The sequence below is a fragment of the Polaribacter litoreus genome, assembly GCF_054584775.1.
In genome coordinates this window covers 1-18631 of the sequence record NZ_JBTLRD010000012.1, presented here as the reverse complement: position 1 = coordinate 18631, position 18631 = coordinate 1, and the positions used below count along the sequence as shown (strand labels likewise).

The following is an 18631-nucleotide window of genomic DNA, read 5'->3' as shown; positions in this document are numbered from 1 at the left end:
AGATAGCTTCTTATCTTAAAAAGTACTAATAAAGTAAAGAAATTGAAACAACAAACCTCCCTTCTTAAAAAACCCCTGTTAATTTTATTAGATTTATTTATAATATGCGGTGTCGTATATTTTATTTCAGATAAAGAGTATTTAAATTCATCTTTTCTTACATTCATCATTATTTTTTGGATTTTCTCAACCTATTACACAAAATTTTATGATGTGTTTAAACATGATAAAATTGGTAGATTATTGTACCTTCTTTTTTCTCAATCTGCTATTTTCTTATTGGGTTTCTTAAGTTATTTCAGTTTATTTAAAGAGGGCGAGGTAATTGGTAATCAAATTCGAATTTTTACACTTATAATTAGCTGTATTGCGTTTTTTAAAATTTTAGGATTTTACATCTTAAAAACACGAAATATTTATAAAAATGAATTTAAGAATATCGTTCTCTTTGGTGAAATTAATTCTGCCGAAAAATTAGAAAACCTATTCCATGCTAAAAATCAGTTGGGGTATCGTTTTATTGGTTTTTTCTCAAAAAATAAATACAAATCTCAATACTATTTAGGTAAAACTAAAAACGGATTAAAATATGTAGAGGAAAATAAGATTGATGAAATTTACTGTAATCCATCCACAGTGTCTAAAAAACAATTGAATAAAATTAGAAAATTTGTTGAAGAAAATGATTTAGAACTTACCTTTTTGCCAGAAAGTAGAGCAATTTACAGTAAAGATTATGTTTTAGAATATTTTGGTGCTATACCAGTTTTAAAACCAAAGCCACTTCCTTTCGAAAAAAGAGAAACCCATATTCAAAAAAGAATTTTAGACATCGTTTTTTCTCTAGTGGTATGCATTACCATCTTATCTTGGTTAATACCTATACTTTGGATTATTATTAAAATAGATTCTAAAGGACCATTATTTTTTAAGCAAAAGAGAGATGGTATAGATGGCAAGCAATTTTACTGTTATAAATTAAGATCTATGACTGTAAATAAAGACGCAGATAAAGTATCTGCCTCTAAAAATGATAAAAGAATTACCAAAGTAGGTGCTTTTTTAAGAAAATCTAGTTTAGATGAATTACCACAATTTTTTAATGTTTTATTTGGTGATATGAGCATTGTAGGGCCAAGACCTCACATGAATGCGCATACCCAAAAATATGTGGCAGAAGTTGAAAATTACTTAAAAAGACATACCGTAAAACCAGGTATAACTGGTTTAGCACAAATTAGCGGGTATAGAGGTGAAGTGATAGAAAAATCTGATATAAAAAACAGAGTAAGGTTAGATATTTTTTATATCGAAAATTGGTCTTTTATTTTAGATATTAAAATTATTGTAAGAACCTTTTTAAACGTATTTGTTAAAGAAGAAAAAGCATATTAATACTGCACAAATTACCCAACAAAAAATGCTGAATACTTAAGCCTTTACTACAGTAATTTTTCTAAACATTTTAAATATATTTGCAACCTTAATTCTATAAAAAATGAACATACTTATTTTAGGTTCTGGTGGTAGAGAACATGCATTTACTTTAAAATTATCTGAAAGCACAAAAATTAATCAACTTTTTGTAGCTCCAGGAAATGCAGGTACAGCTAAAATAGCAACCAATATCAATATAAATCCTACCGATTTTAAATCGGTAAAAGAGGTTGTTTTAGAACAAAAAATAGATATGGTTGTTGTAGGCCCAGAAGCACCTTTGGTTGCAGGTGTACACGATTTCTTTTTAACAGATGAACAATTGAAAAACATTCCTGTAATTGGTCCTAAAAAAGATGGAGCTTTATTAGAAGGCAGTAAAGATTTTTCCAAGCAATTTATGTATAAACATGGCATACCAACTGCCAAATATCAATCGTTTACCAATAACAATTTAGAAGATGGTTTTGCTTTCTTAGAAACCTTATCAGCTCCTTACGTTTTAAAAGCAGACGGTTTAGCAGCTGGTAAAGGTGTTTTAATACTAAATTCTTTAGACGAAGCTAAAGCTGAATTAAAAGAGATGGTATCAAATAAAAAATTCGGAGAAGCATCAACAACAGTGGTTATCGAAGAATTTTTAAAAGGAATTGAGCTTTCTGTATTTGTGTTAACTGACGGAAAGAATTATAAAATTTTACCATCAGCAAAAGATTATAAACGAATTGGTGAGGGAGATACAGGTTTAAATACAGGTGGAATGGGTGCGATTTCTCCAGTACCTTTTGCAGATGAATCGTTTTTAAATAAAGTAGAAGAATTGGTGGTAAAACCAACAATTACTGGTTTGCAAAAAGACGGAATTGACTACAGAGGTTTTATTTTTATTGGTTTAATGAATGATAATGGAAATCCTTCTGTAGTGGAATACAATGTAAGAATGGGAGACCCAGAAACAGAGGTGGTGCTGCCAAGAATAGAATCTGATTTATACGATTTGTTTGATGGTGTAGCCAACCAAAATTTAAACGAAAAATCATTTTCGGTAACCAACAAAACCGCTACAACTGTAATGTTGGTTTCTGGTGGATATCCTGAAGCTTACAAAAAGGCTAAAGAAATTACAGGGCTCGAAAAAGTGCAAGAGTCAACTGTTTTCCATGCGGGTACCACGCTTAAAGACAATCAGGTTGTAACCAATGGTGGTCGTGTTATGGCAATTACCTCATTTGGTAATACTATAGAAGAAGCGTTAGAAAAAAGTTATAACAGTATTGATAAAATTCACTTCGATAAAATGAATTTTAGAAAAGATATTGGTTTCGATTTAGTATAAACAAAAAAAAGAATGGTAGTTTTATCTTGCTTTTTCTAAAGTAAAAGAAAACTCAGAACCTTCTCCATACGTGCTTTTTAAGAAGATATTTTCGTTGTGAGCCTCTACAATATGCTTTACGATAGATAGTCCTAAGCCAGAGCCACCTTGTTCTCTAGATCTACTTTGGTCTACCCTATAAAAACGTTCAAATAAACGAGGTACATGCTCTTTTTTAATTCCTTCACCATCATCAGCAACTTTTATAATAAATTTTTTGTTAGAGTAGTCTTCTGCACCAACAAAAGTAGTTCCATTTGGCTTTCCGTATTTTATAGAGTTTACCACCAAATTAATTAATACTTGCTCAATTTTTTCAATATCGCCTTTAACAAAAACAGGAAATTCATAAATTTTATCAAAAGACAACGTAATATTTCTTTTTTTAGCTTTCATTTCAAACAAATCAAACACATTTTGAATGAGCTCTAAAATGTTAAAAATTTCGATATTTAATTTTGTACCTTCATTCTCTAACTTGGCAATCATATCTAAGTCTTTAATTACGGCTGCCAAGCGTTCAACCCCTTTATTAGCCCTATCTAAATACTTCATCCGTATTTGTTTATCATCTATTGCACCTTCCAGTAAGGTTAAGATATAGCCTTGCACAGTAAAAAGCGGAGTTTTAAGTTCGTGTGCAACATTGCCTAAAAAATCACGTCTAAAAGAATCTCTTTCTGTTAAACTTTCTATTTCTAAACGTTTACCTTCTACAAAATTTTGCATACTTCTAGAAATTTCTTCAATATCTGTTGTAGCAGATGCTTTGTTTAAATCATTAATATCAAGAATAGATACCTCTTTATACAATTTTTTTAATCTTCTGTAGATAAAATGTTCGGCTCTATACTGAATGATAAAAAATGAAATGACAAATAAAATAATAGTAGAAATTATAATGGTACTTACGCCAAGATGCTTGCTAACAACAAAGTAAGATATTACATATATAATAACAGAAAGTAATGTTAAATATATGGCAGACCAAAGTGCGTATGAATATGTTTTCTTTATTTTCAAATAATCATAAAGTTTTAAATATAAGGAGAGTTATTTGTCTGCCAATAAAACAAATTTATAACCAACACCTTTTACAGTTTTAAAATGGTTATCTCCAATTTTTTCTCTTAATTTTCTAATATGAACATCTATGGTTCTACCACCTACAACTACTTCATTACCCCAAACTGTATCTAAAATTACCTCTCTTTTAAACACTTTACCAGGTTTAGAAGTTAAGAGCGAAAAGAGTTCGAATTCTTTTCTTGGCAATGCAATTTTTTTACCTGCCTTGTAAACAACATATTCGTCTCTATCAATAACAATATCACCTAATTTAAGCGATTCTTCATTCTCAGACTTTGATTTTAATCGTCTTAATAAAGATTTTATTTTACTAACTAAAACTTTTGGTTTTATAGGTTTTGTAATATAGTCATCTGCACCCGCTTCAAAACCAGCAACCTGAGAATAATCTTCGCCACGAGCTGTTAAAAAAGCGATAATTACATTCTCTAAAGCATTAATTTTACGAATCTTTTCGCAAGCTTCAATACCATCCATTTCAGGCATCATAATATCTAATAATATAAGATGAGGCATTTGTTTTTTTGCTACCTTAATAGCTTCTAAACCATTTTCTGCTGTAAAAATTTGATAGCCTTCACTCTTTAAATTGTACCCAATAATCTCTAAAATATCAGGTTCATCATCAACTAACAAAATTTTAATATCGTTTTTATTCATAATTTCTTAATGATAGGCATCAAAAATAATCATAATTATAATAAAATAATCAGTTCTTAACAATCATTTAATATTACACTACAATTGTTAATGTTAAGAACTTAACCTTAAGATAATACAGTTAAATACCAGTCACTTCATAATTATTTTATAAATTTAAACCTTAATTTAAATCAATTCAAACATGAAAAAAAATTACTTTTTTACATTAATTCTGACATTAATCATGACTACTTTTTCTTTTAGTCAAGTTATTATTACTGAATTAGCAGATCCAAACGATGCTGCAAATGCTAGATATGTAGAACTTTATAATATTGGAAATACTGCTGCTGATTTAACAGGTTGGTCTCTAAAAAGATGGACTAATGGAAATTCAGATTCATCAAGTAATATAGATTTATCTGCAATTACAAATTTAGCTCCTGGCAGTTTTGTTTTAATCGCTGCAAATGAAACAGGTTTTAAAGAAGCATATAATGATAGAGCTCCAGATATTGTAGCAGGTAGTGGAGGACCAGCAGATAGTAATGGAGATGATCAAATAGCATTATTTAATAGTAGCGATGTAATGGTTGATATTTTTGGAGTGCCAGGTGAAGATGGATCTGGTACATGTCATGAATTTGAAGACGGAAGAGCAGAAAGAAAAGCAACAGCTACAACACCAAAAACTACATGGGATGAAGCAGATTGGAATGTTTGGGCAGATTCATCTGTAAGTGATTGTTCTTCTCATACAAACGAGACTAGAAACGTGGCCGATAATGATTTTGACCCAGGTGCTTGGATAGGAACAGCATCAGCACCAACTATTTCAGTTAGTTCAACAGTTAGCAATCTAGACTATTTTGAAGGAAATGGACCTTCAACAGAAAAAACCTTTACAGTTGAAGGTTTGAATTTAACTGAAAATATTAGTGTTAACGCACCAACAGATTTTGAAATATCAACGACTTCTGGTTCTGATTTTGGGGCTTCACTTACTTTACCTGAATCTGGGGGCATCGTAAATTCAACTACTATTTATGTTAGACTTAAGTCAGGTTTAGCTGTTAACAGTTACACAGGAGATATCACAGTAGCTTCAGGAGATACAAATAAAACATTAACTGTTTCAGGTACTGTTAGTCCGGCTGACCCTCAAATAAATATTACTTCTTTTATAGATCCTATGACGTATATAGAAAGTCAAGGAGGTCCATCAACTGAAGAAGATTTTAGTGTTTCAGGATTATTTTTAACGAGCGATATAACAATAACAGCTCCTACAAACTTTGAAGTTTCATTAACTTCTGGTCAAGATTTTAGTAGTTCTGTTACTATAACTCCAAGTTCAGGAACAGTTGCATCAACTGAAGTAATTTTAAGGTTAGCCTCTGGTTTGTCAGTTGGTGATTATTCAGGACAAATAACAATTTCTTCAACTGGTGTTGCAGATCAAACTATAGATGTTACAGGGCAAGTATTTGGACCTCCAACCAGAAAAATGATTATTACTGGTGTTTATGATGGTTCTTTAACTAACGGTACGCCAAAAGGTGTTGAGTTGTTCGTTTTACAAGATATTTCAGATTTATCTTTGTTTGGTGTAAGTTCAGCAGCTAATGGAGGTGGTTCTACTGCAGGTAACGTAGAGTTTAGTCTTCCATCAGGTTCTGCAACAGCAGGGACATTTATATATATCGCTACAGAAGAAACGAACTTTAACACATTTTTTGGAATGAATCCCACACATACAAGTAGTTCTATGGCAATTAATGGAGATGATGCAATAGAGCTTTATGAAAGTGGACAAATAATTGATGTTTTTGGTGATGTAAATAATGATTTCTCAGGAGAAGCTTATGATTATCTTGATGGCTGGGCCTACAGAAAGTCAAACTCGCAGCCAGGAGGTACTACATTTACAGAAACTGAATGGACTTATAGTGGAGTAGATGGTTTAGAAGGTGGTACAAATAATGCAACAGCAACAACACCATTTCCTATTGGTAGTTTTACAGGAACATTAGGAACTTTACAAAACTCAATAGAAGGCTTCGCAACCTACCCAAACCCAGTAACAAACAATCAATTTACCATTACTAGCAATAGTTTAGACACTAAAAAAGTTGCTATTTTTAATGTAATCGGTAAAAAAGTTTTTACAACTAGTGTTGCAGGTACAAAATCAATTATTGATGTTTCATCAATATCTTCTGGATTATATATTTTAAAAGTAACTGAAGGTAACAAAATAGCAACCTCAAAATTAGTGATTGAGTAAATCATTTATTTTTATACATTAAAAAAAAAAGCTTCGAATTTTTCGGAGCTTTTTCTTTTTCAGTATATTTATAACGAAAAAGAAATAAAGCTATGAACCTTACCTACAAATTAAACAACGTGTTGTTTTTAGATATAGAAACAGTACCTCAAGAAAAAGATTGGGAAAACGTATCTAAAACAACTCAAGAATTGTTCGATAAGAAAACTCAATACCAACGTAAAGATGAATTTACAGCAAAACAGTTTTACGAAAAAGCAGGTATTTGGGCAGAGTTTGGGAAAATAATCTGTATTTCTGTGGGCTATTTTGTTGATGTAGAAAATGAAAAACAACTAAGAATAACTTCTTTTTATGGCGATGATGAACATAAAATCCTTACCGATTTTAAAGTTTTATTAGACAAACACTTTGCGAAAAATACAAATGTTTTATGTGCGCATAATGGTAAGGAATTCGATTTTCCGTTTATTGCCAGACGATTGATTGTACATCAAATAGAATTGCCTAAAAAACTGAATTTATTTGGTAAAAAACCATGGGAAGTTCCACATTTAGATACTTTAGAATTGTGGAAATTTGGTGATTATAAACATTATACATCACTTAAATTATTAACTTCTATTTTAGGAATACCATCACCAAAAGATGATATTGATGGTAGTGAAGTTGCCAAAGTATATTACCAAGAAAAAGATATCGAAAGAATTGTTAGGTATTGCGAAAAAGACACTGTAGCAGTTGCACAAATTTTATTACGCTTCAATAACGAACAAATCATATCCGAAGAAAACATTATTAGAGTTTAATCGAAAAGAATTTCTCTAGGCTCTGCCTCGAGGTTTCCGTTGAAATTGTCATCCCGAACTTTTGTGTAAATCTCAAAAAATCTCAACTTTTATATATTTTAAATAACATAAATGAATTCTCATTTTTATGAGAATGATAGGAGTTTTGTCATTTCTACCTTGTGGAGAAATCTCAAAAAACTACCCTTCTAATTTCATAGAAAGCTCAAACCAACGTTCTTCTTTTTCTTCTATTGATGCAATAATTTCTTGCAACTCTTCAGATTTTTTAGGAATATCATCAGGCGAAATTTCTACATTCAAAAATTGTTTTTCGATACGTTCTTTTTGATTTTGAAGACGTTCTATTTCTGCTTCTAACGCGCCATATTCTCGTTTTTCAGTAAAGCTTAAACTACTTTTAGTGGTTTTCTTTTCAATCTTTTGTGCAACAGGTTTTTCTTTTTCAACTTCTTTTTCTGCAGAGCTGTCATAAGCTCTAAAATCTGAATAGTTTCCAGGGAAATTCTCAACAAGTCCATCACCTCTAAACACAAACAAAGCATCCACAATTTTATCCATAAAATAACGGTCGTGAGAAACAACCAATAAATTTCCAGGATAATCTAACAAAAAGTTTTCGAGTACATTTAAGGTAACAACATCAAGGTCGTTTGTAGGTTCATCTAAAATTAAGAAGTTAGGATTCTGAATTAGCACCGCACACAAGTACAAACGTTTTTGTTCACCACCAGAGAGTTTTTCTACAAAATCGTATTGTTTCTTTTTATCAAACAAAAAACGTTCTAAAAGTTGAGAAGCAGAAATTTTTCTTCCTTTGGTTAACGGAATAAACTCACCAAATTCTTTAATCACTTCAATAACTTTTTGGCCTTCTTTTATTTGTATTCCTGTTTGTGTGTAATAACCAAATTTTACAGTTTCACCAATTATTACTTTACCAGCATCAACAGGACTTTTTTGCGTTATTATATTTAAAAACGAAGATTTTCCTGTTCCGTTTTTACCAATAATTCCTATGCGTTCTCCTCGTTTAAAAACATAATCGAAACCATCTAAAATTACTTTATCTCCAAAAGATTTATGCAGTTTGTGTAGTTCAAGAATTTTACTACCTAAACGTTCCATATTTATTTCTAATTGTACTGTATGATCTTTTCTACGTTGATGCGCTTTTTCTTTAATTGCGTAAAAATCATCAGTTCTAGACTTCGATTTTGTTGTTCTGGCTTTTGGTTGTTTACGCATCCAGTCTAATTCTTTTTTAAATAAGCTTTTGGCTTTACTTAAATTGGTAGCTTCTAGAGCTAAACGTTCTTCTTTATTTTGTAGATAATAAGAGTAATTACCTTTGTATTTATAGATTTTACCTTCGTCTAATTCTAAAATTTCATCACAAACACGCTCTAAAAAATAACGATCGTGAGTAACCATAAAAAGTGTAATCTTTTCTTTGGCAAAAAAATCTTCTAACCATTCAATCATTTCTAAATCTAAATGATTTGTTGGCTCATCAAGAATTAATAAATCGGGTTTGCTAATTAACACGATGGCTAAAGAAAGTCGTTTTTTTTGTCCGCCAGAAAGCGACGAAATTTTCTGAGATAAATCGTCTAACTTTAATTTTGATAAAATTTGTCTGTATTGGGTTTCAAAATCCCAGGCATTATATTGGTCCATTAAATCAAAGGCAGCTTGATAAGCTTCTGCTTCTTCAGGATTTTGTAATGCTTTTTCATATTGATTTACAATAGATAGTATTTTATTATCTGTCGCAAAAATGGTTTCTTCAATCGTTAAGTTAGGATTTAAATCATCTTTTTGGGCTAAATATGCAATACTAATATCTTTTCTACTTACTATTTGGCCAGTATCTGAGCTGTCTAAACCAGCAATAATATTCAATATAGAGGTTTTCCCTGTACCATTTTTTGCCACAAAGGCTATTTTTTGATCTTTATTGATGCCAAAAGAAATGTTTTCGAACAAAACACGTTCTCCATAAGACTTTGATATATTTTCTACAGAAAGGTAATTCACAAAAATGATGTTTAATTTTAGCAAAGAAACAAAAAACCCAAGAGTTAACTTGGGTTTTTGCATCATTTATAAATAAACAATAATTGGGGGACAACATGTAATATTTAATTTCTATGGTGTAAAGATATATCAAAATAATATACCTGTCAATCCCCATTTATGGTGAAATTTTTCTCTCCCCATTTATGGGGAGGCGCCTCCCCATAAATGGGGAGAGAAATGTGTTTTTTTAGGGTTTTTTCTCTTTTTTTCGACCAAAAACAGTTTTGGAATCTATGAATTAATGTTATCTTGCCCTTAAATCTTCAAAAAAACATAAATGAAAATTATAGTTCCTATGGCTGGTATTGGTTCTCGATTAAGGCCACATACATTAACAGTACCCAAACCCTTAACAGTAATTGCAGGCAAGCCCATTGTACAACGTTTGGTAGAAGATATTGCTGCTGTAATAGATGAAAAAATAGACGAAATAGCCTTTGTAATTGGCACAACTGCAAAAGGTTTTCCAATAGATACTGAAGAAAAATTATTAAAAATTGCAGAAAAATTAGGTGCAAAAGGTAGTGTTTATGTACAAAATGTTGCTTTAGGTACAGCGCATGCCATTTACTGTGCTAAAGAATCGTTAAGTGGCCCTTGTGTTGTTGCCTATGCAGATACTTTGTTTAAAGCAGATTTTAAATTAGATGTAAATGCAGACGGAGCAATTTGGGTGAGCCAAGTAGAAAACCCTAGTGCATTTGGAGTAATAAAATTAGAAAATGGTATCATTACCGATTTTATAGAAAAGCCAAAACAATTTGTTTCTGATTTGGCCATAATTGGAATTTACTATTTTAAAAGCGGTGAAAAACTATTAAACGAAATTCAATATTTAATAGATAACGATTTAAAAGAAAATGGCGAATATCAATTAACAAATGTTTTAGAGTCTTTAAAACAGCAAGGTGCTAAATTTGTGCCTGGAACTGTGAATGCTTGGATGGACTGTGGTAAAAAAGATCCAACAGTAGATACCAACAAACAAACCTTATCTTTTGAACATGAAGCAGGTAATAATTTGGTTTCTGATGATGTAGTGTTGCAAAATTCAGAAATTATTCAACCTTGTTATATTGGAGAAAATGTGGTGTTACAAGATGCAAAAGTAGGCCCTTATGTGTCTATTGGTGCTGGCAGTGTAATAAATAATGCAACTATTGTAAATTCTCTTATACAAAATAATGTAGCAATTTCTAACGCAAAGTTAGAAAATGCAATGATTGGAAATTACGCAAAATACAATGGAGAGTTTACCTCTGTAAGTATTGGAGATTACACGGAATTGACCTAAAATGAAAATAAGAGAAATAAATATAGATAAATTACAAAAAAAGCAAAGAGAATATTTTACAATTGTTCTCTTTGCTTTGTGCTGTGTTTTTTTCTCACATTTATCTTTTTCGCAAGACAGCATAGCTGCAAAAGAAGACTTAACAGAAACAGCAGAATTAAAATTTCAACAATTTTTTTTTAAAGCCTTATCTCAAAAATCAATTGGCAACCATCAAAAGGCGCTAGAGAATTTAGAAAATTGCAATCAAATAATAGCGAATGATGTTGCGGTTTTTTTTGAATTTTCTAAAAACTATTTCGCACTCAATAACACATTACTAGCCAAAGAATACCTGCAAAGGGCATTAATAAAAGATGCAAATAATATTTGGCTGTTAAAGCACTTGGTTAAAATTTATCAAAAAGAAAGAAACTATAAAAAGGCAATAGAAGTGCAACAAAAAGTTGTGGCTTTAAACCCAAAAGAAAGGGAAAATTTAGTACGATTGTATTTATATAACAGGCAATATAATAAAGCTATTTCTTTAATGAATGTTTTAGAAAATGAAAATGCCTTATCTGCTAACTTAAAAAAATTACGTAAGAACTTAGTAAATAAGAAAAAAGTTATAAAAGCACACAACAAGCCAAACGATATTTCAGAATTAATCAATCAATTTAAAACCGATAAATCGTACAAAATTTTAAAAGAGATTTTAGAAAAGTCGAAAAATAACCCAACTCAATTAATTAAGTTTAGTAACCAAGGCATTGCACTTTTTCCTGCTCAACCTTATGTGTATTTAATAAAAGCTAAAACATTAAATGCGCAACAGCATCATAAAAACGCATTAACTACGTTACAGAATGGTATCGATTTTGTAATAGAAGACCAGATGGAGATCGGTTTTTATGAAGAAATGGCCAAAGCCTATAAAGGTTTGGGCAATACAAAAGAAGAACTTAAATATCAGCAAAAAGCAAAAAAAATAAAAAGCTAACATGAAGTTTTTAAAATACATTCTTTTTTTTACAGTCGTATTGGCTTCTTGTAAAACAACCAAAAATATGATTAACGCTAATGCAATAGCAAAAGATATTTCTGCAAGAAAAGTGGCTAAAAAACATATTGCAGCTAATTTTGATAAAAAAACAGTGGATGCCAAACTCAAAGTAAATTTTGATAATGGAAAAACCAAACAAGGTTTAACAGTAAATTTAAAAATTAAAAAAGACGAAGTAATTTGGTTAAAAGGATCTAAATTTTTAACGGTTTTTAAAGCCGAAATTACACCAACTTCTGTACGTTACTATTCTACCGTTTTTAAAAATTCTTTTGAAGGTGATTTTTCTATGATAGAAAAATTATTGGGTGTAGAAATTAATTTTGAACAGCTACAAAACTTGTTTTTAGGGCAATCTTTATTAAATGTAAAAGAAATTGATCAAAAAGTAGAAATAGCGAACAATCGTTATATTTTATCACCAGAAAAACAAGCAGCATTGTTTGATATTTTCTTTACTATTAATCCTGCTCATTTTAAGTTAGATGAACAACATATTGTGAATACAGAAAATAATTTACGCTTAGATGTAAACTATCCATCGTATAATTTAATTCAAAATACGGTGTTTCCATCTGCTATAAACATAAAGGCAAAAAAACCAAAATCTACAACAACAATAGATTTAGTGTATAAGTCAGTAGTGTTTGATACAGACGTTTTTATGTCTTTTAATATGCCTAATTCATTAAAAAAACTTAGTTTTTAATGCAATTGTTTAAGTTATATCTTTTTTTGGGATTTTTTCTTTTGATACATTTATCTGCATTTGGTCAAACCAGAAAGCAGTTAGAAAATCAACGTAAAAAATACAAATCTGAAATTACTCAACTAAATAGGTTGTTGTCTACAGAAGTAAAAAAAGAAAAAAATGCTTTGGAAGATTTAAAAGATATCAACCAAAAAATTGAGGCAAGAAATAAACTTATCAATACAATAAATTTAGAGGCCAAATTGCTATCGAACGCTATTTCTAAAAACGAAAAAAAACGGAATACACTCAATAAAAATTTAGAAATTTTAAAAGCAGATTATGCTGATATGATTTACAAATCGTACAAAATTAAATCTCAACAAAGTAGAGCCATGTTTTTATTGTCTTCACAAAACTTTTATCAAGCTTACAAGCGTTTAGAGTATATGAAACAGTATACCAAGTTTAGAAAAAAGCAAGGAGATGAAATTGTTATTCAAAAAAAGATCATTGAAAAATTAAACGATTCTTTACTGTATCAAAAAAAAGTAAAAGACACCTTGGTTTTGGCAGAGAAAAATCAAAAAAAGCAAATAGAATCTGACAAAAAAAAGCAAGAATCTTTAATTGCAACTATTAAAAAGAAAGAGGGTAAATACAAAAGAGAAATAAGAAAGAAAGTACAAGAAGATAAAAAAATTGCAGCAAGAATCGATAAAATTATTAAAGAAGAAATTGCAAAAGCCAATAGACTAGCAAGAGCCAAAAACAAAAGTAAAAAACCAGTTTCTAAAAATAATGATGCGTTTATTTTGAGTCCAGAAGCAAAAGTATTGGCAGCAAAATTCGAACAAAATAAGGGTAAGTTGCCTTGGCCAATATATGAAGGGGTAATGATTCGAAAATTTGGTGTACAACCTCATCCTATTTTTCCTGGAATAACCATAAATAGTACTGGCGTCCATTTTGCGGTGCCAACTGGCAGTGAGGCAAAAGCTATTTTTGATGGCGAAGTATTAAATATTTTAGTAAGTTCTAGTGGAACCAAAAATGTATTAATAAGACATGGAAATTATATCAGTTCATATAATAATTTGCAAAATTCTTATGTAAAAAAGGGCGATAAAATTACAACAGGGCAAAATATTGGTAAGATTTTTACAGATAAAGTATCTAAAAAAACCAAACTCGTATTTGTATTATTTAAAAATAATACGCGTTTAAACCCATCTTCTTGGATTATGAGGCAATAGTTTTTGCATCACCTTACAATATTCTATAAGCTTATTTTAATTTCAAATAATACATACTGTTCATCCAATTTAAATTTTTAAAAGACAGTAGCGTGGCATAAAATCATTAATAATTGTATTCTAAATTACTATACATTATTTGGTTTTATAGCTGATGTTTTTTTGAAGTATAATAGCGTTAGGTATGGTAATCATTAAGTTTTCAGGTGTTTTTAAAGTGATAAAAAACGCACCAATATCAATAATTTCGCCAGTAGTATCATTATCTTTTTCTAAAATAGTAATGGTGTCACCAATTTTTACAGGGTAATTGATAAATAAAATTAAACCTGCTGTAATATTAGATAATAAAGACCATTGTGCAAAAAATGCAATCCCTAAAATGGTTAAAAAAGAGGAGATGTATACAATGAGTTGTTTTTCGTCAACACCCCAAATAAAGGCAATTAAAACAAGTATAGTGCAGTAAATTAAGAATGTTACAATTTTGTAAATTACAACCATTCTAGATTTCTGAAAATTGAAATTAACACGAATTTTACGTAAAGATTTAGAGATTAAAAAACGAACTAAAGTTCCTAAAACAGCAACAATAATTGATCCTATAATTTTGTAATTACTTAAAAATTCGTACATAATATTTATTTATTTAAACAAAGCCTTTAACTCTGATGCTTTTTCAGGTTGCATTTTTCCGGCCAATATTAAACTAAGTTGTTTACGACGTAAAGCACCTTCAAAACGTTCTTTTTCCAGAGCTGTTTCAGGAATAATTTGTGGAATCTGAACAGGTTTCCCTGTTTCATCTACAGCCACAAAGGTATAAATCCCTTCGTTTACCTTTGTTTTTTGTCCAGATTGTCTGTCCTCAATCCAAACATCAACATAAATCTCCATAGAAGATTTAAAGGCTCTAGAAACTTTTGCTTCTAAAGTAACCACACTACCTACAGGTACAGATTTATTAAAAGCTACATGGTTTACAGAAGCAGTTACCACTATTCTTGCAGAATGTCTTCTTGCAGCAATACTGCAAGCTCTATCCATTCTTGCTAATAATTCACCTCCAAAAAGGTTGTCTAAATAGTTGGTATCTCCAGGTAAAACTAAATCTGTAAGAACAGTTAAAGATTCTTTAGGTGTTTTTGCTTCCATCTTGTAAATTTGTACAAAGATAAGGATAGGCAAGTAAAAACGATTATTTTTTTGTTAATAACCAAGCATCTTTAGAAACCGTTTTTTGGATTCTATACAAGTTATTAATTGCATCATTTCTATCAGCAAAACTATTAAAAGCAACTTCAGTTAACCCCCATTTGTTAACCCCTATAATACTGGCGTTGTAACCTTTCTTTTTTAGTTGTTGTACTTTCTTTTCTGCATTTTCTGCAAACTGAAAAGCGCCTGCAACAACATGATAAGGTTTTGTTACTTTTTTGGCTACATTTAACTCAATAGTAGGCAAAGGGTTAGAAATAACAAACGTAGCAGCTTGAATCTTTTTGACTAAATTTTCTTTCTGTACGGCCATTACTTTTTCTTGTTTATCTTGGTCGTACGCGTTTTTACCAGCAAACCCTAATGTTAGTAAAATAGCAGCAGTGGCTGCATACTTTATAAAAGAGGCAACTCCGTTTTTATCTTCTTTTTTAACAATAGGAATTAAAGGTTTTACAATTTCTTTAGGCCTTGGTATGGTAGAAGATGTAACTGCAGAAAGCCCAAAAGATTCTGATAAATAATTTACCTCTGTAGTGGGCTCAAAAATAATTTGCCCAGCTTTATTTAAGGTTAACACACCAACATTACCTATTTCTAAAGGTTTAGACTGTATTTCATTTTGCCATTTTATAACAGATAAACTAATTGCTGTAGAAGCTTTTTCAAAAGAAATTTGCTCAGTAGATGCAATGTAATTGGCTAACAAACCATCACTAACTTTTAAATGACTATTAAATGTAATTTGTTTTGTAGGAGGATAAAAAATATGAGTATCCTCATTTACGCTAGCACCTTTTCTGTTGGTTACAAAACCACCAAAATCAGGTACAATCACACAATCGTATCTGTATAGTAAATCGTTAATATAGTTGGCTAAAATCATAGTTACAAAATTATAATATTTAGGTATAAAAAGAAGCTTTTAAGTTGAATTTTATTAACAAAAATTTGATATCTTGGTTTTCAAATTGTTACCTTTTGAAAGAAGAAAAATTACTCGCCATTTTACGATTACAAAAAAGCAAAGCTGTTGGTGATATTTTAGCGAAGAAACTCATTGTAAATGTGGGAGATGTGGCACAAGTTTTTAAAGAAAAAGCTGTTGTTTTAGAAAAAATAAACGGTATTGGTGCACATGCTATAAAACATTTATTTGATCAAAAAAATCTTAAAGCAGCCGAAAAAGAACTCGATTATATCATCAAAAATAAAATAGACTACACTTATTTTTTAGAAGATGATTATCCTAAAAATCTTCAAAATTGTATTGATAGCCCTATTTTAATATTTAAAGACGGAAATATCAATTTAAAGCAGCGTAAAATTATTTCGATTGTAGGTACAAGAAATATGAGTTCTTATGGCAGAGATTTTACTAATAATTTAATTGAAACCTTAGCAGAATATAACCCTGTAATTGTGAGTGGTTTTGCTTACGGTGTAGATATTTGTGCACACAAAGCAGCCTTAAAACATAACTTGCAAAATGTTGCTGTTTTAGCACATGGTTTTGAAATAATATACCCAAAAGCACATAAAAAATACATAAATGCATTAAACGAAAATGGTGGCTTTTTTACTGAGTTTTGGAGTGAAGAACAACCATTAAGAGAAAATTTTTTAAAGCGTAATCGTATTGTTGCAGGTATTTCTCAAGCTACAATAGTTATAGAATCTGCAGAAAAAGGAGGCTCTTTAGTAACTGCAGATATTGCTAATTCGTATCATAGAGATGTATTTGCAGTACCAGGCAGAACTACAGATATTTATAGTAAAGGTTGCAACAACTTAATTAAAAATAACAAAGCACACTTACTAAATACACCAAATGATGTTATAACACTGTTAAATTGGGATCTTAAAGAAAAAATCAAACCACCCATTCAAAAACAGCTATTTGTAGAGTTAAATACAGATGAACAAAAAATTTACGAGTACTTACAAAATAATGGCAAGCAATTGCTAGATGTTATTGCCTTAGATTGCGCTATTCCACTATTTCAATTGTCATCAATTTTATTGCAAATGGAATTAAAAGGTGTCGTAAAACCTTTACCCGGAAAGATGTTTGAATCCATATAATAAATATCGCTATTTTTGTGGTACATCCTTAGAAGTTATGACCGAAAATCAAAAATTAATATCAAAAAAGAAACCAACATTTCCTGTAAATAAACTGTTGGCTGCATTTTTAAAAAAACACAATAGAAGCAGTAAAATTAGTATTTTATATAACGATTTGCTTCGATTTCAAGGCTCTGTATCGGTTTTTGATAAAAATGATGAAGATACACTTTGGGTACGCGTATATTATTCTGAATGGGACAGACAAGAAATAGACCGTAGTTTAAAAAAAATATACACTATTCTGCATTCAGATGGTAATGAAAGTACCATTCCGTTTTTAAATGTAGATGCCATAGACTACTGTACTTTTGGCAACTCTAAACCTTTTCGTATTAAAGTTAGAAACATTTTAAATGACAACTTTACCTATTTCTATATCAAACAAGCAGACGCTTCTCGTGTTTATGGTTTAGAATTAGAGCATATTTTATCACCTTATACCATCAATTACTTGGTGTATAAAGACACACTTATAGAAGAACACATATCAGGAATTCCTGGTGATGATTTTATTAGAGATATTTTACCAAAATGTACAAAATCAGAAAAAGCGCAAATAGCCAAAGAGTTTGTAAAGTTTAAAGAACGCTGCTTTATTAGGTTGTTAGGAGACATGCGATCTTACAATTACGTAATTACTCCAATACACGATTTTGACCAAATTGTATATAAAATTAGAGCCATAGATTTCGATCAGCAATCTTTTGAAGGAAACTTAAAAGTGTACAATTTACAATTTTTAAAAGAAAATTTTAAAATGGTAGAAATGGTGAGTAAACGATTGCAAAATAGCTCTATAGAGCAGTATAAAATCGAAGAACGCTCTTTTATAGCCAAAAGAATGATTAGTTCTCCAGACAGAATTCAGCATATAGTACGTTGTATGAAACACGATGAAATTTCATTTCCACGTCATATAGAGCGTTTAAAAAAAGATTTAATAGGTTACGTGGGTGATGTTGAGTTTAAAAAGTGCCAAAATATGGGAGAAATCTTAGAAACGATCTTAATTTTTGTAAAACGTAATTATTTAGATATTAGTAATAAAGAGTTGTTTTAGAAGCTGTTTCCAGCTTTCCGCACTCGCTTTTTTTTATGCTGATTTTATTTTAGCATCTTGCCATTTAAAGAAAGTAATTTCATTGTTTAGAACAAATACTGAATCGAGTTTTTGCAAAAAAAAGAGCTCAAACAAATGCTTCAATCTGGGCTCATATCTTTGAGATATTCAAAGATATCTAAATTTTCTATCTTTAGAATTATAAATTGATAAACA

Annotated in this window: 16 protein-coding genes; 10 read left to right on the top strand and 6 right to left on the bottom strand. The window is 30.3% G+C overall.

What is annotated here, in order from left to right; all coding sequences use genetic code 11:
- The first annotated feature begins 42 nt into the window (after nucleotides 1-42).
- Nucleotides 43-1395: an exopolysaccharide biosynthesis polyprenyl glycosylphosphotransferase gene (locus ACW9UN_RS11655; protein ID WP_459486462.1), complete on the top strand. Its 1353-nt coding sequence runs from the start codon at nucleotides 43-45 to the stop codon at nucleotides 1393-1395.
- Between the two features lie 103 nt (nucleotides 1396-1498).
- Nucleotides 1499-2773 (top strand): phosphoribosylamine--glycine ligase, encoded by a 1275-nt coding sequence (gene purD, locus ACW9UN_RS11650; RefSeq protein WP_459486461.1) that lies wholly within the window; start codon nucleotides 1499-1501, stop codon nucleotides 2771-2773.
- Between the two features lie 21 nt (nucleotides 2774-2794).
- On the opposite strand, the gene ACW9UN_RS11645 is transcribed toward purD, so the two are convergent.
- Together ACW9UN_RS11645 and ACW9UN_RS11640 are read right to left on the bottom strand one after the other, a co-directional pair.
- A complete protein-coding gene (locus ACW9UN_RS11645; RefSeq protein ID WP_459486460.1) occupies nucleotides 2795-3835 on the bottom strand; it encodes a sensor histidine kinase in 1041 nt (346 codons plus the stop codon).
- A 30-nt stretch (nucleotides 3836-3865) separates the two neighbouring features.
- On the bottom strand, nucleotides 3866-4561 hold the full coding sequence (locus tag ACW9UN_RS11640; RefSeq protein WP_459486459.1) for a response regulator transcription factor: 696 nt from the start codon (nucleotides 4559-4561) through the stop codon (nucleotides 3866-3868).
- Between the two features lie 184 nt (nucleotides 4562-4745).
- Between ACW9UN_RS11640 and ACW9UN_RS11635 the strand changes: the two genes are divergently transcribed.
- Both ACW9UN_RS11635 and ACW9UN_RS11630 read left to right on the top strand, forming a co-directional pair.
- The gene (locus tag ACW9UN_RS11635; RefSeq protein WP_459486458.1) at nucleotides 4746-6830 is read left to right on the top strand and encodes a lamin tail domain-containing protein; all 2085 of its coding nucleotides are present in this window, start codon (nucleotides 4746-4748) and stop codon (nucleotides 6828-6830) included.
- Between the two features lie 92 nt (nucleotides 6831-6922).
- Nucleotides 6923-7639, top strand: a complete 717-nt coding sequence (locus ACW9UN_RS11630) for a 3'-5' exonuclease (RefSeq protein ID WP_459486457.1) — start codon at nucleotides 6923-6925, stop codon at nucleotides 7637-7639.
- Between the two features lie 180 nt (nucleotides 7640-7819).
- Here the strand turns inward: ACW9UN_RS11630 and ACW9UN_RS11625 are convergent, their stop codons facing one another.
- On the bottom strand, nucleotides 7820-9679 hold the full coding sequence (locus ACW9UN_RS11625; protein WP_459486456.1) for an ABC-F family ATP-binding cassette domain-containing protein: 1860 nt from the start codon (nucleotides 9677-9679) through the stop codon (nucleotides 7820-7822).
- A 319-nt stretch (nucleotides 9680-9998) separates the two neighbouring features.
- On the opposite strand from ACW9UN_RS11625, the gene ACW9UN_RS11620 reads away from it, so the two are divergent.
- Genes ACW9UN_RS11620 through ACW9UN_RS11605 form a run of 4 tightly spaced genes read left to right on the top strand, consistent with a single transcriptional unit; the run spans nucleotide 9999 to nucleotide 14007 of the window.
- The gene (locus ACW9UN_RS11620) at nucleotides 9999-11015 is read left to right on the top strand and encodes a sugar nucleotidyltransferase (protein ID WP_459486455.1); all 1017 of its coding nucleotides are present in this window, start codon (nucleotides 9999-10001) and stop codon (nucleotides 11013-11015) included.
- A 1-nt stretch (nucleotide 11016) separates the two neighbouring features.
- On the top strand, nucleotides 11017-11997 hold the full coding sequence (locus tag ACW9UN_RS11615) for a tetratricopeptide repeat protein (RefSeq protein ID WP_459486454.1): 981 nt from the start codon (nucleotides 11017-11019) through the stop codon (nucleotides 11995-11997).
- Nucleotide 11998: 1 nt separating this feature from the next.
- Nucleotides 11999-12769: a lipoprotein insertase outer membrane protein LolB1 gene (gene lolB1, locus ACW9UN_RS11610; protein ID WP_459486453.1), complete on the top strand. Its 771-nt coding sequence runs from the start codon at nucleotides 11999-12001 to the stop codon at nucleotides 12767-12769.
- A 41-nt stretch (nucleotides 12770-12810) separates the two neighbouring features.
- Nucleotides 12811-14007: a murein hydrolase activator EnvC family protein gene (locus tag ACW9UN_RS11605; protein ID WP_459486452.1), complete on the top strand. Its 1197-nt coding sequence runs from the start codon at nucleotides 12811-12813 to the stop codon at nucleotides 14005-14007.
- A 135-nt stretch (nucleotides 14008-14142) separates the two neighbouring features.
- Here ACW9UN_RS11605 and ACW9UN_RS11600 read toward each other — a convergent pair whose 3' ends face one another.
- Genes ACW9UN_RS11600 through ACW9UN_RS11590 form a run of 3 tightly spaced genes read right to left on the bottom strand, consistent with a single transcriptional unit; the run spans nucleotide 14143 to nucleotide 16111 of the window.
- Nucleotides 14143-14643, bottom strand: a complete 501-nt coding sequence (locus ACW9UN_RS11600; RefSeq protein ID WP_459486451.1) for a mechanosensitive ion channel domain-containing protein — start codon at nucleotides 14641-14643, stop codon at nucleotides 14143-14145.
- A 9-nt stretch (nucleotides 14644-14652) separates the two neighbouring features.
- Nucleotides 14653-15162: an acyl-CoA thioesterase gene (locus tag ACW9UN_RS11595; RefSeq protein WP_459486450.1), complete on the bottom strand. Its 510-nt coding sequence runs from the start codon at nucleotides 15160-15162 to the stop codon at nucleotides 14653-14655.
- A gap of 43 nt (nucleotides 15163-15205) precedes the next feature.
- Nucleotides 15206-16111, bottom strand: a complete 906-nt coding sequence (locus ACW9UN_RS11590) for an HU domain-containing protein (RefSeq protein WP_459486449.1) — start codon at nucleotides 16109-16111, stop codon at nucleotides 15206-15208.
- Between the two features lie 95 nt (nucleotides 16112-16206).
- Between ACW9UN_RS11590 and dprA the strand changes: the two genes are divergently transcribed.
- A complete protein-coding gene (gene dprA / locus ACW9UN_RS11585; RefSeq protein WP_459486448.1) occupies nucleotides 16207-17310 on the top strand; it encodes a DNA-processing protein DprA in 1104 nt (367 codons plus the stop codon).
- Nucleotides 17311-17347: 37 nt separating this feature from the next.
- The gene (locus ACW9UN_RS11580) at nucleotides 17348-18415 is read left to right on the top strand and encodes a hypothetical protein (protein ID WP_459486447.1); all 1068 of its coding nucleotides are present in this window, start codon (nucleotides 17348-17350) and stop codon (nucleotides 18413-18415) included.
- The last annotated feature ends 216 nt before the right edge of the window (nucleotides 18416-18631 follow it).

Bases quoted from the DNA above. Each gene is read 5' to 3' on its own strand.
- ACW9UN_RS11630 (WP_459486457.1), top strand. From the start codon at position 6,923: ATGAACCTTACCTACAAATTAAACAACGTGTTGTTTTTAGATATAGAA.
- lolB1 (WP_459486453.1), top strand. From the start codon at position 11,999: ATGAAGTTTTTAAAATACATTCTTTTTTTTACAGTCGTATTGGCTTCT.
- ACW9UN_RS11640 (WP_459486459.1), bottom strand. From the start codon at position 4,561: ATGAATAAAAACGATATTAAAATTTTGTTAGTTGATGATGAACCTGAT.
- ACW9UN_RS11600 (WP_459486451.1), bottom strand. From the start codon at position 14,643: ATGTACGAATTTTTAAGTAATTACAAAATTATAGGATCAATTATTGTT.
- ACW9UN_RS11620 (WP_459486455.1), top strand. From the start codon at position 9,999: ATGAAAATTATAGTTCCTATGGCTGGTATTGGTTCTCGATTAAGGCCA.
- ACW9UN_RS11635 (WP_459486458.1), top strand. From the start codon at position 4,746: ATGAAAAAAAATTACTTTTTTACATTAATTCTGACATTAATCATGACT.
- ACW9UN_RS11580 (WP_459486447.1), top strand. From the start codon at position 17,348: ATGACCGAAAATCAAAAATTAATATCAAAAAAGAAACCAACATTTCCT.
- ACW9UN_RS11615 (WP_459486454.1), top strand. From the start codon at position 11,017: ATGAAAATAAGAGAAATAAATATAGATAAATTACAAAAAAAGCAAAGA.
- ACW9UN_RS11590 (WP_459486449.1), bottom strand. From the start codon at position 16,111: ATGATTTTAGCCAACTATATTAACGATTTACTATACAGATACGATTGT.
- ACW9UN_RS11595 (WP_459486450.1), bottom strand. From the start codon at position 15,162: ATGGAAGCAAAAACACCTAAAGAATCTTTAACTGTTCTTACAGATTTA.
- purD (WP_459486461.1), top strand. From the start codon at position 1,499: ATGAACATACTTATTTTAGGTTCTGGTGGTAGAGAACATGCATTTACT.